Annotated in this window: 13 protein-coding genes; 5 read left to right on the top strand and 8 right to left on the bottom strand. The window is 71.8% G+C overall.

All coding sequences use genetic code 11. The annotated features are described in order from the left end of the window. Nucleotides 1–26 precede the first annotated feature (26 nt). Both ACF09J_RS33975 and ACF09J_RS33970 read right to left on the bottom strand, forming a co-directional pair. Nucleotides 27–1,415 (bottom strand): M16 family metallopeptidase, encoded by a 1,389-nt coding sequence (locus tag ACF09J_RS33975; protein WP_392309323.1) that lies wholly within the window; start codon nt 1,413–1,415, stop codon nt 27–29. After that, complete coding sequence (locus ACF09J_RS33970; RefSeq protein ID WP_392309322.1) at nt 1,412–2,785, bottom strand: M16 family metallopeptidase; 1,374 nt, start codon at nt 2,783–2,785, stop codon at nt 1,412–1,414. The genes ACF09J_RS33975 and ACF09J_RS33970 overlap by 4 nt, the downstream gene beginning before the upstream one ends. A 348-nt stretch (nt 2,786–3,133) precedes the next feature. On the opposite strand from ACF09J_RS33970, the gene ACF09J_RS33965 reads away from it, so the two are divergent. Further along, nucleotides 3,134–5,590, top strand: a complete 2,457-nt coding sequence (locus tag ACF09J_RS33965; protein WP_392309321.1) for a DNA topoisomerase (ATP-hydrolyzing) subunit A — start codon at nt 3,134–3,136, stop codon at nt 5,588–5,590. Here the strand turns inward: ACF09J_RS33965 and ACF09J_RS33960 are convergent. Beyond that, nucleotides 5,587–6,747, bottom strand: coding sequence for a CobW family GTP-binding protein (locus tag ACF09J_RS33960; protein WP_392309320.1), 1,161 nt, complete (start codon nt 6,745–6,747; stop codon nt 5,587–5,589). The genes ACF09J_RS33965 and ACF09J_RS33960 overlap by 4 nt on opposite strands. Before the next feature lie 178 nt (nt 6,748–6,925). Here ACF09J_RS33960 and ACF09J_RS33955 point away from each other — a divergent pair, with 178 nt between their 5' ends. The 3 genes from ACF09J_RS33955 to ACF09J_RS33945 all read left to right on the top strand — a co-directional run bounded on the left by ACF09J_RS33955 (nt 6,926) and on the right by ACF09J_RS33945 (nt 10,767). After that, a complete protein-coding gene (locus ACF09J_RS33955; RefSeq protein WP_392309319.1) occupies nt 6,926–7,882 on the top strand; it encodes a sucrase ferredoxin in 957 nt (318 codons plus the stop codon). A 537-nt stretch (nt 7,883–8,419) separates the two neighbouring features. After that, nucleotides 8,420–10,090, top strand: a complete 1,671-nt coding sequence (locus ACF09J_RS33950) for an ATP-binding protein (protein ID WP_392309318.1) — start codon at nt 8,420–8,422, stop codon at nt 10,088–10,090. Beyond that, on the top strand, nt 10,087–10,767 hold the full coding sequence (locus tag ACF09J_RS33945) for a response regulator (protein WP_392309317.1): 681 nt from the start codon (nt 10,087–10,089) through the stop codon (nt 10,765–10,767). The genes ACF09J_RS33950 and ACF09J_RS33945 overlap by 4 nt, the downstream gene beginning before the upstream one ends. Nucleotides 10,768–10,817: 50 nt before the next feature. Here the strand turns inward: ACF09J_RS33945 and ACF09J_RS33940 are convergent, their stop codons facing one another. The 3 genes from ACF09J_RS33940 to ACF09J_RS33930 all read right to left on the bottom strand — a co-directional run bounded on the left by ACF09J_RS33940 (nt 10,818) and on the right by ACF09J_RS33930 (nt 13,616). After that, a complete protein-coding gene (locus ACF09J_RS33940) occupies nt 10,818–11,867 on the bottom strand; it encodes an ABC transporter substrate-binding protein (protein WP_392309316.1) in 1,050 nt (349 codons plus the stop codon). Between the two features lie 80 nt (nt 11,868–11,947). Next, nucleotides 11,948–12,811 carry an ABC transporter permease gene (locus ACF09J_RS33935; RefSeq protein ID WP_392309315.1) on the bottom strand — a complete coding sequence of 288 codons (864 nt, stop codon included), beginning with the start codon at nt 12,809–12,811 and terminating at the stop codon, nt 11,948–11,950. Beyond that, complete coding sequence (locus ACF09J_RS33930; RefSeq protein WP_392309314.1) at nt 12,801–13,616, bottom strand: ABC transporter ATP-binding protein; 816 nt, start codon at nt 13,614–13,616, stop codon at nt 12,801–12,803. The genes ACF09J_RS33935 and ACF09J_RS33930 overlap by 11 nt, the downstream gene beginning before the upstream one ends. A gap of 160 nt (nt 13,617–13,776) precedes the next feature. On the opposite strand from ACF09J_RS33930, the gene ACF09J_RS33925 reads away from it, so the two are divergent. Further along, entirely contained in the window at nt 13,777–14,466 is a 690-nt protein-coding gene (locus ACF09J_RS33925; RefSeq protein ID WP_392309313.1) for a response regulator, read from the top strand. 29 nt (nt 14,467–14,495) lie between these two features. Here ACF09J_RS33925 and ACF09J_RS33920 read toward each other — a convergent pair whose 3' ends face one another. Both ACF09J_RS33920 and ACF09J_RS33915 read right to left on the bottom strand, forming a co-directional pair. Then, complete coding sequence (locus ACF09J_RS33920) at nt 14,496–16,088, bottom strand: cation acetate symporter (RefSeq protein WP_392309312.1); 1,593 nt, start codon at nt 16,086–16,088, stop codon at nt 14,496–14,498. Further along, a complete protein-coding gene (locus ACF09J_RS33915; protein ID WP_392309311.1) occupies nt 16,085–16,636 on the bottom strand; it encodes a DUF485 domain-containing protein in 552 nt (183 codons plus the stop codon). The genes ACF09J_RS33920 and ACF09J_RS33915 overlap by 4 nt, the downstream gene beginning before the upstream one ends. Between the last annotated feature and the right edge of the window lie 5 nt (nt 16,637–16,641).

Below are 16,641 nucleotides of genomic sequence, written 5' to 3'. Positions count from 1 at the left end.
CCAGGGCCCCGCGTTCGTGTGTGCCGCTACTCGGCCTCGACGACCGTGACCCGGCCGACGCCCAGGGCCTCGACGGGCTCCTTGATCTGCGCCGCGTCGCCGACGAGGACCGTCACCAGACGGTCCACCGGGAAGGCGTTGACGACGGCCGCGGTGGCCTCCACCGTGCCGGTGGCGGCGAGCTGCTGATAGAGCGTCGCCTGGTAGTCGTCCGGCAGGTGCTGCTCGACCTGGTCGGCCAGCGTGCCCGCGACGGCGGCGGCCGTCTCGTACTTCAGCGGCGCCACGCCGACGAGGTTCTGCACGGCGACGTCGCGCTCGGGGTCGGTGAGACCCTCCGCGGCGAGCTTGCGCAGCACCGTGAACAGGTCGTCCAGGGCCGGGCCGGTGTTCGGGGTGTCGACCGAGCCGCTGATGGCGAGCATCGCGGCGCCCGAGCCGTCGGGGGCCGAGCGCATCACCTGGCCGAACGCCCGCACCCCGTAGGTGTAGCCCTTCTCCTCGCGCAGGACGCGGTCCAGGCGGGAGGTGAGGGTGCCGCCGAGGCAGTAGGTGCCGAGCACCTGGGCGGGCCACACGCGGGCGTGCCGGTCGGAACCGATCCGGCCGATGAGCAACTGAGTCTGGACGGCGCCGGGCCGGTCCACGATGACCACACGGCCGGTGTCGTCGGCGGTCACCGGCGGCACGGGCCGCGGCTTGGCGGGCGCGCCGGTCCAGGCGCCCAGGGTCCGGCCCAGCAGCTCGTCGAGGTCGACGCCGGTGAGGTCGCCGACGACCACGGCGGTGGCCGTGGCCGGGCGCACGTGCCGGTCGTAGAAGGCACGGACGGCCGCCGAGTCGATGGCGCCGACCGTCTCCTCGGTGCCCTGGCGCGGACGCGACATGCGCGCGTCCGCCGGGAAGAGCTCCTTGGACAGCTCCTTGGCGGCGCGGCGGGCCGGGTTGGCCAGCTCGTGCGGGATCTCGTCGAGCCGGTTGCGCACCAGCCGCTCCACCTCGGAGTCGGCGAACGCGGGCGCCCTGAGGGCGTCGGACAGCAGGCCGAGCCCCTTGGCCAGTCGGGAGGCGGGGACCTCCAGGCTCAGCCGTACGCCGGGGTGGTCGGCGTGCGCGTCGAGGGTGGCGCCCGCGCGCTCCAGCTCGGCGGCGAACTCCTCGGCGGAGTGCTTGTCGGTGCCCTCGGAGAAGGCCCGCGCCATGATCGTGGCGACGCCGTCCAGGCCGGCCGGCTCCGCCTCCAGGGGCGCGTCCAGCAGCACCTCGACGGCGACGACCTGCTGGCCGGGGCGGTGGCAGCGCAGCACCGTCAGGCCGTTGTCCAGCGTCCCGCGCTCGGGGGCGGGGAACGCCCACGGCCTGGCCGCGCCTGCCTGCGGCTGCGGGTGGAACTCCATCGTGGCGAGCTCGGTCACTTCGCCGCCTCCTCGGTCTCGTCGGTGGCCGCGGCGTCCGCGTCCTGGGCGTCGTCCTGCGCGTCGGCGGCGGTCGGCTCGTAGACGAGCACCGCGCGGTTGTCGGGACGCAGGCGGGACTTGGCGACCTCCTGCACCTCCTCGGGCGTCACCTCCAGGACACGTCCGACGGCGGTCAGGGCGAGCTGCGGGTCGCCGAACAGGACGGCGTAGCGGCACAGTTCGTCGGCGCGGCCGGCGACCGTGCCGAGGCGGTCCAGCCACTCGCGCTCCAGCTGGGCCTGGGCGCGCTCCATCTCCTCGGCGGTCGGGCCCTGTTCCGCGAACCGGGCCAGCTCCTCGTCGATGGCCGACTCGATGACGGGCACCTCGACGTCGCCGGAGGTCTTCACGTCCAGCCAGCCCAGGGAGGGCGCACCGGCCAGCCGCAGCAGGCCGAAACCGGCCGCGACGGCCGTACGGTCGCGGCGCACCAGCCGGTTGTAGAGCCGCGAGGACTCGCCGCCGCCGAGGATGGTGAGCGCCAGGTCGGCCGCGTCGCACGCGCGCGTGCCGTCGTGCGGGAGCCGGTAGGCGGCCATCAGGGCGCGCGCCGGGACCTCCTCCTCGACGACCTCGCGCAGCTGCTCTCCGATGACCTCGGGCAGGGCGCCGTCGCGGGGCTCGGGCTTGCCGTCGTGGGACGCGATGGAGCCGAAGTACTTCTCGACCCAGGCGAGCGTCTGCTCCGGGTCGATGTCGCCGACGACGGACAGGACGGCGTTGTTCGGCGCGTAGTACGTGCGGAAGAACGCGCGCGCGTCCTCCAGGGTGGCCGCGTCCAGGTCCGCCATGGACCCGATCGGCGTGTGGTGGTACGGGTGGCCCTCCGGGTAGGCGAGGGCGGTCAGCCGCTCGAACGCGGTGCCGTAGGGGACGTTGTCGTAGCGCTGGCGGCGCTCGTTCTTGACGACGTCCCGCTGGTTCTCCATGGACTCGTCGTCCAGCGCCGCGAGCAGCGAGCCCATGCGGTCGGCCTCCAGCCAGAGGGCGAGCTCCAGCTGATGGGCGGGCATGGTCTCGAAGTAGTTGGTGCGCTCGAAGCTGGTGGTGCCGTTGAGCGAGCCGCCCGCGCCCTGCACCAGTTCGAAGTGGCCGTTGCCCTTGACCTGGGCGGAGCCCTGGAACATCAGGTGCTCGAAAAGGTGAGCCAGGCCGGTGCGTCCCTTGACCTCGTGGCGCGAGCCGACGTCGTACCAGAGGCACACCGCCGCGACCGGGGTCAGGTGGTCCTCGGAGAGCACCACGCGCAGGCCGTTGGCCAGGCGGTGCTCGGTCGCTGTCAGGCCGCCGGAGCCTGCCTCGGCTGCGGCCGTGTGACCCTTGGGCATGTACGTCCCTTCGATCGCGTTGGCGGTCTGCGAACCGCCCTTTTCCTGCCGGTCCTGCCACTGTATGCAAGCGTGACGACCCGTGGCGAAGTTCCCACGGTCCGTACGCCGAGAGCGAGACGGAAGGCGACGCGCGGCGGCACCGCGGAACGGGGCGTCCCCGCAGTTCGCAGCGGCATCACAGGCGCCACTGCCACCAGGGGCCACGGGACGGCCGGAGGGTCCCGGGCCGGGGCGGGAGGGCGGAACGTGCCCTGTGGGGACGGGGCGTGGTCCGGGTTGTCAGTCGCGCGGTCCACAATGGTCGGCGTCAGATCCCGTCCACGCTTCAGCAAGGAGCCGGCAGCGATGGCCCGCCGCAGCACGAAGACCCCGCCGCCCGACGACTCGTACGAGGAGAGGATCCTCGACATCGACGTCGTCGACGAGATGCAGGGCTCCTTCCTCGAGTACGCGTATTCGGTCATCTACTCCCGGGCGCTGCCGGACGCCCGGGACGGGCTCAAGCCGGTGCACCGCCGCATCGTCTACCAGATGAACGAGATGGGGCTGCGTCCCGACCGCGGCTACGTGAAGTGCGCCCGCGTCGTCGGCGAGGTCATGGGCAAGCTGCACCCGCACGGCGACGCGTCGATCTACGACGCCCTGGTGCGCCTGACCCAGCCCTTCTCGATGCGTGTCCCCTTGGTCGACGGCCACGGCAACTTCGGCTCGCTGGGCAACGACGACCCGCCGGCCGCCATGCGGTACACCGAGTGCCGGATGGCCGAGGCCACCGGCCTGATGACGGAGTCCATCGACGAGGACACCGTCGACTTCGCTCCCAACTACGACGGCCAGGAGCAGGAGCCGGTGGCCCTGCCGGCCGCCTTCCCGAACCTGCTGGTGAACGGCGCGTCCGGCATCGCCGTCGGCATGGCCACGAACATGCCCCCGCACAACCTCAACGAGGTCATCGCGGCCGCCCGCCACCTGATCCGCCACCCGAACGCGGACCTGGACGCCCTGATGCGGCACGTTCCGGGCCCCGACCTGCCCACCGGCGGCCGGATCGTCGGCCTGTCCGGAATCAGGGACGCCTACGAGAGCGGCCGCGGCACCTTCAAGATCCGCGCGACGGTCTCGGTGGAGACCGTGACGGCGCGCCGCAAGGGGCTGGTCGTCACCGAGCTGCCCTTCTCCGTGGGCCCGGAGAAGGTGATCGCCAAGATCAAGGATCTGGTCGGTTCGAAGAAGGTCCAGGGCATCGCCGACGTCAAGGACCTCACCGACCGCGAGCACGGACTGCGCCTGGTCATCGAGATCAAGAACGGCTTCGTGCCGGAGGCCGTCCTGGAGCAGCTCTACAAGCTGACGCCTATGGAGGAGTCCTTCGGCATCAACAACGTCGCCCTGGTCGACGGCCAGCCCCTCACGCTCGGTCTTAAGGAGCTGCTGGAGGTCTACCTCGACCACCGCTTCAACGTCGTACGGCGCCGCAGCGAGTACCGCCGGAGCAAGCGGCGCGACCGGCTGCACCTGGTGGAGGGCCTGCTCACCGCACTGGTGGACATCGACGAGGTCATCCGTCTGATCCGCTCCAGTGAGAACTCCGCGCAGGCCAAGGAGCGCCTGATGCGGCGCTTCTCGCTGAGCGATGTCCAGACCCAGTACATCCTCGACACCCCGCTGCGCCGGCTGACCAAGTACGACCGCATCGAGCTGGAGGCGGAGAAGGACAGGCTCATCGCGGAGATCGAGGAGCTGACCCGGATCCTGGAGTCCGACGCGGAGCTGCGCAAGCTGGTCTCGGCCGAACTGGCCGCGGTCGCCAAGAAGTTCGGCACTCCCCGGCGCACGATGCTGCTGGAGGCGAGCGACTCCCCGGCCGCCGTGGTGCCGTTGCAGGTGGCGGACGACCCGTGCCGCGTCCTGCTGTCCTCGACGGGTCTGATGGCCCGCACGGCGAACGGCGAGCCGTTCGCGCGGGGCGCGGACGGCAAGCGCCAGAAGCACGACGTGATCGTCTCGGCGGTCCCGGCGACCGCCCGGGGCGAGGTGGGCGTGGTGACGTCGGCGGGCCGTCTGCTCCGTGTGAACGTCGTCGACCTGCCCCAGCTTCCGGAGACGACGTCGGCGCCGAACCTCGCCGGCGGGGCGCCGCTGGCGGAGTTCGTCTCCCTGGAGGACGACGAGACCGTGGTCTGCCTGACCACGCTGGACGAGTCGTCGCCGGGCCTGGCGCTCGGCACGGAACAGGGTGTCGTCAAGCGGGTCGTGCCCGACTACCCCTCCAGCAAGGAGGAGTTGGAAGTCATCACGCTCAAGGAGGGTGACCGGATCGTCGGCGCGGTCGAGCTGCGCACCGGTGAGGAGGACCTGGTCTTCATCACGGACGACGCCCAGCTCCTGCGCTACCAGGCCTCCCAGGTCCGCCCGCAGGGCCGCCCGGCCGGCGGCGTGGCCGGCATCAAGCTCACCGAGGGCGCCAAGGTCATCTCGTTCACGGCCGTCGACCCGGCCGCGGACGCGATCGTCCTCACCGTGGCCGGCTCGCGGGGCACGCTGGACGATTCCGTGCAGACGACGGGCAAGGTCACACCGTTCGACCAGTATCCGCGCAAGGGCCGCGCCACCGGCGGCGTGCGCTGCCAGCGGTTCCTGAAGGGCGAGGACTGCCTGGCCTTCGCCTGGGCGGGCCCCACCCCGGCCCTGGCCGCGCAGAAGAACGGCACCCCGGCCTCACTCCCGGAGCTCGACCCGCGCCGCGACGGCTCGGGCGTGTCGTTGCCGAAGACGGTGGCGGTGGCCGCCGGGCCGGCTTAGGCCGGGGGTTCGACCGGGTCCGGGTCCGTGTCCGGGTACGGGTCCATGACCGTGTCCGGGTGCGGCGAGCCCGTGGCGTCGGGGTCTTGTCCGTCGGGATCCCGTACGTAGCGCAGGACGCCCCACATGCCGTGTTCGTCGACGTGTGGGGTGTCCTGCTTGCACGCCTCCAGTTCCTTGCCGAGGGCGTCCGCGTCGATGCCGGAGCCGATGAGCACGAGCTGGGTGAGGCGGGGGTCGCCGTTGGGCCAGGGCTCGGGGTAGAAGCGCAGGAAGCGCCCGACGGCGTGCACGGCGTAGCGGTTGCGCACATCGTGCCGGCCGAAGCCGACGTACCCCTTGATCCGGTAGAGCCCGTCGGGGCGGCTGTCCAGGAACCGCATCAGCCGGCGGGGATCGAGCGGCACGTCGGAGACGAAGGAGAGGCTGTCGTAGCCGGCGTGCAGATGCCCGGCGTGGAGGTCGTGGTCCTCGTCCGCGTCGGACGTGTGCAGGTCGTCGAAGGAGAGCTGCCCGACCCGCTGCTCGCTCGGCCGGCAGTCGAAGAGGAACTCGGGGTCCACCCTGCCGTACGAGGCCGGGACGACGGCGGCCCCGTCGACCAGGGACCGGACGAGTGCGATCACCTTCTCGCCGCCGGCGGCCCGGTCGGTCTTGTTGACGACGACCAGGTCGGCGAGCGCCAGATGCCGGTCGATCTCGGGGTGCCTCGCCCGGGTGTCGCCGAACTCGGCGGCGTCCACGACCTCGACGAGCCCGCCGTAGACGACCCGGGGGTTCTCGCTCGCCAGGACCATGCGGACCAGTTCCTGGGGTTCGGCGAGCCCGCTGGCCTCGATGACGACGACGTCGACACCGGCGGCCGGGCTCGTCAACCGGTCCAGGTACACGTCGAGTTCACCGGCGTCGACCGCGCAGCACAGGCACCCGTTACCGAGGGAGATGGTGGAGTCGCCGAGGGCTCCCGCGACCGCCATGGCGTCGATCTCGACGGCCCCGAAGTCGTTGACGATCGCGCCGATGCGGCTGCCTCCGCTGCGGTGCAGCAGATGGTTGAGGAGGGTGGTCTTGCCCGAGCCGAGAAAACCGGCGAGCACCACGACCGGGATCTGCGCCGCGCTGCGGCTCTGACTCGGGTACCGGCTCGGCTGACTCACCGCGCGACCTCTCTCATGCCGACGCGTGCACCGGCTCGGGGCCCTGCGCACGTACGAGGATGGAATGCCGACCAAGGATACGAGCCGTACACGCGTCGGGGCGCTGCGCGAGCGCCCGGAGAAAGATCACCCGTCGGCTGGAAGTAGATCGGGCCCGAGTCAGGTTAGGCTCACCTGTGTGAGTACGTGCTCGACCGCCTCCCGGCAGCTCGACGAGCCGATGGCCGCCACCGCGGCCATGGCGACGACATGGCTATTGCTGGAACAGCCCGGCCCCTGGGGTGCCAAGGCACTCACTTCGAGTCACCTGGACCCCGCGCTCGGACGTGCGCTGGAGCGCGCGGCGCGGGACACCGGCGTTCGGATCGCGCTCATCCGCCGTCCGGGGCGGCACGCCGACCGTCGCACCCAGTCCGTACGGCATGTGTACGCGGCCCATACGGTCCCGGGAAACGTATGGCTGCACAGCGCCATGACCGCCGACCCGGAGCGCCTGCTGGCCCTCGACTTCGCCGCGCTGGGCAAGGGTGACCACCACACCTTCGACGCCGCGCTCCAGGGCGGGCCGCACACAGGTGATCCGCTCGCGCTGGTGTGCACCAACGGAAAGCGGGACCAGTGCTGCGCCCTGCTCGGCCGCCCGCTCGCGGCCGAGCTCGCCGCCTCCGGGGTGCAGGACGTCTGGGAGGTCACGCACCTCGGCGGCCACCGCTTCTCGCCGACCCTGCTCGTGCTGCCGTTCGGATACGCCTACGGCCGGGCCGAGGCCCACGCCGTCAAGGAGATCCTGCACCGTGTCAGCGAGGGCCGGATGGTTCTCGACGGCTGCCGGGGCCGTACGGCCTGGGAACGGCCCGGACAGGCCGCGGAACTCGCGGTGCGGGAGACGGCGCGCGAGTACCGCGCGGACGCGCTGAGCGTCCTACGCACCGATGAGGTGCCCGCCGACGGATCGGCGCCGCGCTGGGAGGTCACCGTCGCCCACACCGACGGACGCCGCTGGCACGTGACCGCGACCCAGGGGGCCGCCCTGCCACCCCGCCCGGAAAGCTGTGGAGCGTCGGTGCTGGGCGGACCGACCCGCATGGAGGTGACCGCCGTCCACGAACTGGCGACCACGAGGCCGGTCGTCTGACGCTCACCGCCCGGCGGCCGACCCCTGACTACCCACGGACCGGCGGCACGTCACGGGGGCGACGCGAGGGCTCAACGGGGCGGCGGGCGTCTGGACGGCGGCGGCACCGCGAGGCGACTGCACGGCAGCTCGACGGGGCGCCACGGCGGGGGGGGGCGGCACCACGGCGCGTCGGGACGGCGGCACGGCGAGCACGCCGTCGACACGGCGGGACAGCGAGGCAGCCGCACGGCGGCGCCACGGCAAGCCCGGGTGGCGGCAGCCGACGGAGCGATACAACGGCGCGGCGGTGGAGCAGCGAGGCAGCGGCGCGGCACCACGGCGAACAACGGGGGCCCGACGGCACGGCACCAGGGGGGCGAGGCAGGGCGGCGGGACGGCGGAGCGAGCCAGCCGCTCGGCGGCGCGTCGGCTCGGTGGGGCGGCAGGGCAACCGTGCTGCGGGGTCGCAGGGCAGTGCGGTGGGGTGAGAGATCCGTGCCACACCAGGGGAAGAGCCCGGGAACAGCACCCGTGTCCCGACGTACTGTCATGGCCATGAGCGCCACTCCTCCCGCCCGCCGTCGGCGGCTGGGTCTGCCGCGACGTGTCTTCTCACAGGTGCTGCTGATGCAGTTGGCGATCGCCGCCGGTGTCGCCGTGCTCGCGACGGGCCTGTTCCTCGCGCCGCTGAGCCACCAACTGGACGAGCAGGCGATGCGCCGCGCCCTCGCCATCGCCGAGACCACGGCCGAGAACCGGCAGATCGCACAGGACCTCCAGCACACCGTCCCGACCGTCGACGGCCCCGTGCAGCAGGAGGCGGAGCGGATCCGGAAGGCGACCGGCGCCGAGTACATCGTCGTGATGGACCGGCGGGGCACGCGCTGGTCGCACACGGATCCGAAGGAGATCGGTCGGCATGTGTCGACGAGTGCGACGTCGGTCCTGGCCGGCCGGAAAGTCATGGAGATCGACACCGGCACGCTGGGGCGCTCGGCACGCGGCAAGGTGCCCCTGTACGACGCCGGCCACCGCATCGTGGGCGCGGTCTCGGTCGGCATCGCCTACGACAGCGTGCGGGGCAAGCTGATCGACGCCATCCCGGGCCTGTTCGCCTACGCCGGCGGCGCCCTGGCCGTGGGCGCGCTGGCCGCGTGGCTGGTCTCCCGGCGGGTCCAGCGGCAGACGAGGGACCTGGCCTTCTCGGACATCGCGGCCCTGCTCGCCGAACGCGAGGCCATGCTGCACGGCATCCGGGAGGGCGTCGTGGCGCTGGACCGCGGCGGGCGGATCCGGCTGCTCAACGACGAGGCGCAGCGGCTGCTCGACCTTGGCGAGGAGGCGGTGGGCCGGTCGCTCGACGAGGCGCTCGGGGACGGCCGTACGACCGACGTCCTGGCCGGGCGGGTGACCGGCACGGACCTGCTCACCGTGCGCGGGCAGCGCGTCCTGGTCGCCAACCGGATGCCGACCGACGACGGGGGCGCCGTCGCCACCCTGCGCGACCGCACCGAACTGGAGGAGCTGGGCCGGGAACTGGACTCGACGCGCGGCCTGATCGACGCCCTGCGCGCCCAGGACCACGAGCACGCCAACCGCATGCACACCCTGCTCGGGCTGCTCGAACTGGAGATGTATGACGACGCCGTGGAGTTCGTCGGAGAGGTGGTCGGCGACCACCGGGCCACCGCCGAGCAGGTCACCGAGAAGATCCAGGACCCACTGCTCGCCGCCCTGCTGGTCGGCAAGGCGACCGTCGCCACCGAGCGCGGGGTCGCCCTGTGGCTGTCGGATCGCACGCACCTGCCGGACCGGCTCGTCGACCCCAGGGGCCTGGTGACGATCGTCGGCAACCTGGTCGACAACGCGCTGGACGCGGTCGCGGCGACACCGCACGCGCGTGTGGAGGTCGAACTGCGCGCGGCGGGACGCACCGCCGTGCTCCGGGTGCGCGACAGCGGACCCGGAGTCCCGGCGGGCCGGCGCGACCTGATCTTCACGGAGGGGTGGTCCACCAAGCAGCCGCCGGCGCACGGCAGGCGCGGTATAGGTCTGTCCCTGGTGCGCAGGCTCGCCGAGCGGCAGGGCGGAACCGTCACGGTGGGCGAGGCGCCCGGCGGCGGCGCGGAGTTCACGGTCGTACTGCCCGAGGCGCTCGCCGAGGCGGAGCCGGTGCCGGCGGCCGCGCTCGGCGCCGCCGCCGGGACGGGCGAGGAGGAGCGGTGATCGAGGTCCTGGTCGTGGACGACGACGTCCGGGTGGCGCAGGTCAACGCCGCCTACGTGGAGAAGGTGCCGGGCTTCCGCGTCGCCGGTGCGGCGCACACCGCCGCCGACGCCCTGCACCGGCTGGAGGCGCTGCCGCGGCTCGACCTGGTGCTCATGGACCACTGCCTGCCCGACGACACAGGTCTTTCGGTCGTGCGGGAGATGCGCAGCCGCGGCCTGCGGACCGACGTGATCATGGTGACGGCGGCCCGTGACGTGTCGACGGTGCAGGCGGCGATGCGGCACGGTGCGCTGCAGTACCTGATCAAGCCGTTCACCTTCGCCGGGCTGCGGTCCAGACTGGAGGCGTACGCCACGCTGCGCCGCACCCTGGACGGCGGCGGGGAGGCAGAACAGGCCGAGGTCGACCGGCTCTTCGGGGCGCTGTCGGCGCCGCCGGAGCCCACGCTTCCCAAGGGCCACTCCCCCGCGACCGTCGAACTCGTCCGCCGGACCCTGATGGGGGCCGCCGGGCCGCTGTCGGCCCACGAGGTCGCCGAGCGGACCGGGGTGAGCCGGCAGACCGCCCAGCGCTGCCTCAAGTTCCTCGAGCGCACCGGACGGGTCCGGCTGACGCTGAAGTACGGCGGCGCGGGCCGCCCTGAACACCGTTACGTGTGGGCGGCCCGCGCCTGAGGCCACGGCTCGGGGGGAGGGGAAGGCCGTGGCCCCCTTGCATACGGATGTCAGCCCTTGGCCTTCTCAACGAACTCGGTGGTGTAGGTCTTGCTCAGGTCCACGTCGTGCTTCTGGATATTGGGGTTGAACGCCTTGAGCACCTTCTCGACGGTCTCGGGGCCGTTCTGAGGCATCACGCCGTCGTTGGTGAACATCGGCAGCGTGCTCTTGATCGCCTCCGCGTACAACGTCTTGTTGCCCTGGGAGTAGTCGGCGGGCATCTTGGCGGCGATCTCGTCGGCGCTGTGGGTGGACATCCACTTGAGCGTCCTGACGAACGCGTTGGCCAGCTTCTGGACGGTCTCCTTGTGGCTGTTGACCCAGTCCGTCTGCATGTACAGGCTGGACGACGGGTACGGGCCGCCGAGCGCCTCCTGCGACCCCTCGGGCGTCCGCATGTCGATGAGGACCTTGCCCGCCTTCTTGTCCAGGATCGTGGCGACGGTCGGGTCCGTCGTCATACCGCCGTCGATGGCGCCCTGCTCGAGCGCGGAGATGAAGGTCGGTCCCGCGCCGACGGCGACCGGGCTGAACTCGCTGACCTTCACACCGTTCTTGACCGCCAGGTACTTGGTGAGGAAGTCGGTCGAGGAGCCGAGGCCGGTGACGCCGAGCTTCTTGCCCTTGAAGTCCTTCGGGGAAGTGATCTTGTCCGCCGCCTTGTTGGAGACGACCTCCACCTCGCCGGGCGCGTGCGAGAACTGCACCACGGACTCGACGTACTTCTCCTTGGTCTGGAGGTCCAGGGTGTGGTCGTAGAAGCCGACGGCGCCCTGGACCTGGCCGGAGATGAGCGCGGTCTCGGCCTGGACACCGGCGGGCTCGCTCAGCAGCTCGACGTTGAGGCCCTCCTCGGTGAAGTAGCCGAGTCGCTGGGTGAGCATCGCGGGCAGGTAGATGACCTTGTCCAGGCCGCCCACCATGATCTTGACTTTCTCTCCCTTGCCGCCCCCGCTGCTGCCGGTGTCGCTCGCCGCCTCGTTGGCGCAGGCCGTGAGGGAGGACAGGGCGAGCAGGCCGGCGGCGGCCGAGGCGGTGAATCTGGTGCTCTTGCGCATGAGGGTCACGTCCTTGTGAGAAAAGAAGGCGGTACGGGGAGCGGGGGGTTCTGGGAGGGGAGCCGGTGCGGCGGCGGGCGTCAGTCCCCGGAGCCCGCCGGCTTCCAGCGGAAGATGCGGCGCTCGGCGAAGGTGAGCAGTCCCTCGGCGACGAGCGCGACCGCGGCGAGGATGACCATCGCGGCGTACACACCGGCCGCGTTGAAGGTGCCCTGGGACGTCGCGACGAGCAGGCCGATGCCCTTGGTGGCGCCGATGTACTCGCCGACGATGGCGCCGATGAGGGCGAAACCGAAGCTGACGTGCAGGCTGGTGAAGATCCAGGAGGTGGCGGAGGGGATGACCACCTGGAGGGTCACCCGGCGGTCGCTGGCGCCCAGGATCCGCGCGTTGGCGACCAGGTTGCGGTCGACCTCGCGGGCCCCCTGGAAGGCGTTGAAGAACACCGGGAAGAACACGAGGACCACGGCCGAGGCGATCTTGGAGAGCGGTCCGAGCCCGAACCAGATCACGAAGATCGGGGCCAGGACGATCCTCGGGAGGGAGTTGAGCACCTTGATGTAGGGGCCGAGGACATCGGCGAGGAACGTGATGCGTCCGAGCGCGATACCGAGGACGACACCGACCACCACGCCGAACACCCAGCCGATCAGGGCCTCGTAGAGCGTGTACCAGATCTGCTCGCCCAGTGAGCCCTGCGCGGTGCCGTGCATGGTCCAGGTCCAGATCTGGTCCCAGATCTTCGAGGGCATGGAGAAGTTGAACGGGTCGATGACCTTGGCCCGGGAGAGCACCTCCCACAGGCCGAGCACGCCCACCAGCAGCAGGACGCGGCCGGACATGACGAGTGCCCTGCGCTTGCGGGCGGCGCGGGCCCGGGAGTGGGCGCGGACGCCCGTCTTGGCCGTGTCGACGACCGGGGTGCTGAGAACCTCAGGCGACATGGGCGGCACCTCTTTCACGGGTGATGCGGACCTCTTCGCCGAGCGACTCCCAGATCTCGCGGTAGATCTCGATGAACTCCGGCTGCAGGCGCACCTGCTCGACCTTGCGCGGCCGCGGCAGGCCGATGTCGAAGACCTGCTTCACCGTGGCGGGGCCGGCGGTCATGACGACGACCTTGTCGGCCAGGGAGATGGCCTCCTCGAGGTCGTGGGTGACGAAGACGACCGAGGCGCCCGTGCCCTCCCACAGCTCCAGGAGCTCGTCCGACATCAGCGCCCGGGTCTGCACGTCGAGCGCCGAGAACGGCTCGTCCATCAGCAGGATCTCGGGGTCGTTGACGAAGGTGGCGGCGAGAGCGACGCGCTTGCGCTGACCACCGGAGAGCTGGTGCGGGTAGCGGTCCTCGAAGGCGGCGAGTCCGACCCTGGCCAGCCAGGCGCGGGCCTTCTCCTTCGCCTCGGCCTTCGGCACACCGCGGAACCGCGGCCCGGCCATCACGTTGGACAGCACCGAGCGCCAGGGGAAGGTGGCGTCCTGCTGGAAGACGAAGCCGACCTTGCCGCCGACGCCCTGCACCGGCTCGCCGGCCACCAGCACATCACCCTCGGTGGGCTCCTCCAGCCCGCTGACCAGGGTCAGGGTGGTCGACTTGCCGCAGCCGGTGGGGCCGACCACGGCCACGAACTCGCCGCGCCGCACGGTGAGGTCGAGGTCCCTGACGGCCGTGTGCAGGCCCCCGGACGGGGTCCTGAACGTTTTGCTCGCGCCCCGTAGTTCGATGACGGGGCTGGTGTCTGCGCTCATGGCCCGGGACGGTAGACGTGGCCCCGGCCACAGCAGCAGTCTTCTGAGCGCAAGCCGTTCTTTTGCTCGCAACCACCTGTTGTGCTCGTTTTGCTCACGCTACAACAACGGAGCCGAACAACAGCTCAATGCCCGCCTGGCCTTGAGGGAAAGAGGCCCGATGATTGACGTCCTGGTGGTCGACGACGACTTCCGTGTCGCCGAGATCAACGCCAAGTACGTGGAAAAGGTTCCCGGTTTCCGGGTGGCCGCCCGCGCGCACAGTGCCGCGCAGGCCCTGTCCACCGTGCAGCGCGGGGGCATCGACCTGGTCCTGCTCGACCACTACCTACCCGACCGCACGGGTCTGGAACTCGTCCACCGCATGCGGGAACAGGGCATCGGCACCGACGTCATCATGATCACGGCAGCCGGCGACGTGGCGACCGTCCAGCAGGCGATGCGCCTGGGCGCGCTGCACTACCTGGTCAAACCGTTCACCTTCGCCGCGCTGCGCACCCGCCTGGAGTCCTACGCCGCCCTGCGCCGCACCGTCGACCGTGTCGGGCGCGGCGTCACCGGGCAGGAGCAGGTGGACCGGATCTTCGGCGCCCTGCGCACCGCGCCCGCGCCCGCGTCCCCGGGCCCACCCGGCGGGCACTCGGAGCCGACGACGGACCTCATCTGCGGTGTCCTGCACCGCGCCGACCAGCCCCTGTCCGCCCACGAGGTGGCCACCCGCACCGGCCTGAGCCGCTCCACCGCCCAGCGCTATCTGCGCCACCTGGAACAGGCCGGACGCCTGCGCCTGTCCCTGAAGTACGGCGACACGGGACGGCCCGAGCACCGCTACGCCTGGGTGGCACCCTAGGCCGCACCCACGGCGTTACCCGGGCGCCGCTACACGGCCCCAGCCCCCGTCAGCGACCGCACCTCCGTCTCGGCGTGCTTGGCCTCGTCCGGGGCCTCACGGGAGGTGACGGTGCCCAGCCAGCCGGCGAGGAATCCCAGCGGGACGGAGACGATGCCGGGGTTCTCCAGCGGGAAGAACTGGAAGTCGACGCCGGGGAACAGCGCGTCGGGGCTGCCGGAGACCACCGGGGAGAGCACGACGAGCCCGAGCGCGGGAACCAGCCCGCCGTACACGGACCACACCGCGCCGCGGGTCGTGAAGCCGCGCCAGAACAGGGAGTAGAGCAGCACCGGAAGGTTCGCCGAGGCGGCGACGGCGAACGCGAGACCCACCAGGAAGGCCACGTTGAGGTTGCGGGCGAGCAGGCCGAGGGCGATCGCGACCACGCCGATGCCGACCGCGGCGACGCGCGCCACGGCCACCTCGCTGCGCTGCCGGGTACCGCGGCGCCGCAGCGACGCGTACAGGTCGTGGGCCACCGACGCGGAGGAGGCGAGCGTGATCCCGGCGACCACCGCGAGGATCGTGGCGAAGGCGACCGCGGCCACCACCGCGAACAGGACCGTCCCCGCCGTGGAGTCGGCGCCGCCGCCGAGGTCGAGGGCCAGCAGCGGAACCGCCGTGTTCCCGGCCGCGTTGGACCCGCGCAGGGCGTCAGGACCGACGATCGCGGCCGCGCCGAAGCCGAGGACGATCGCCATCAGGTAGAAGCCGCCGATCAGCCCGATGGACCAGATCACCGAGCGCCGGGCGGCCCGCGCGGTCGGCACGGTGTAGAAGCGGGACAGGATGTGCGGCAGGCCCGCCGTGCCGAGCACCAGCGCCAGTCCGAGGCTGATGAAGTCCAGGCGCGAGGTCAGGTCGCCGCCGTACTTCAGTCCGGGCACCAGGAAGGCGTCCCCGTGGCCGCTGCGCTCGGCCGCGGTGAGCAGCAGCCGGTCGATGTCGCCGTGGAACCTGACCAGGACCAGCACGGTCAGCACGACGGTGCCGCCCAGCATCAGGGCCGCCTTGACGATCTGGATCCAGGTGGTGGCCCGCATCCCTCCCAACGACACGTAGATCACCATCAGCGCGCCGACGCCGATCACGGTCCAGGCCTGCACCCCCGCACCGGTCCGGCCCAGGAGCAGCGCCACCAGGCTGCCCGCGCCCACCATCTGCGCCACCAGATACAGCACGGACACGGTGACCGAGGAGGTTCCCGCCGCGATCCGCGCCGGCCGCTCGCTCATCCGCGCCGCGACCACGTCGGCGAGCGTGAACCGCCCGCAGTTGCGCACGAGTTCGGCGACGAGGAAGAGCACGACCAGCCAGGCCACGAAGAAGCCCACCACGTACAGCACGCCGTCGTAGCCGAACAGGGCGATCAGTCCGGGGACGCCCAGGAAGGAGGCGGCCGACGCGTAGTCGCCCGCGACGGCGAAACCGTTCTCCATGGGTGAGAACAGCCGCCCGCCCGCGTAGAACTCCTCCGCCGATCCGTGCCGGTTGCGGCTCACCCAGGTGGTGATCCCCAGGGTGACCGCCACGAACACGCTGAACAGCACCAGCGCCAGGGTCTGGTGGTCGCCGGTCACGACGCACCGCCGCGCACGCCGCGCGTCAGTTCCTGGGTGTCCCAGCGCAGTTCGAGCGCCGCACGGTCCCTGCGCAGCCGTGCGTGCCGGGCGTAGGCCCAGGCGAGGAGGAAGGTGCTGAGGAACTGCCCGAGGCCCGCCAGCATCCCCACGTTCACCGCGCCCGCCACCGGCCGCGCCATGAACCCCGGCGCGGTCGTCGCGGTCACGACGTAGCCCACGTACCAGGCGAGGAAGAGGGCGACCGCCGGCATCACGAACCTCCGGTACCGGCTGCGCACTTCCTGGAACGCCGCGCTGCGCTGCACCTCGAGGTACGCCGCGGCCGCCGCTCCGTCCCCCGGCCCGGTCGGCCCCTCCCGGCGGGCCGCCGGTGCCGGTGCGGCGGGAGCTCCCGTGCCGTTGCCGTCGCCCCAGCCGGAGGCCAGCGCGTCGTACCAGGGGTCGCGGTACCTGATGTCCTCGGCCGGGGCCTGGCCTTCGTCGGTCCCGGGAGCGTTCCCGGGACCGCTCCCGCCGATGCGGAGGCGGTCGTTGCTTGACTGCATGCCCA

It is taken from the genome of Streptomyces sp. NPDC014889 (genome assembly GCF_043081205.1).
Lineage (GTDB): Bacteria > Actinomycetota > Actinomycetes > Streptomycetales > Streptomycetaceae > Streptomyces.
Note: the sequence above shows the minus strand (reverse complement) of the source record. Positions and strands in the feature narration are given on the sequence as shown.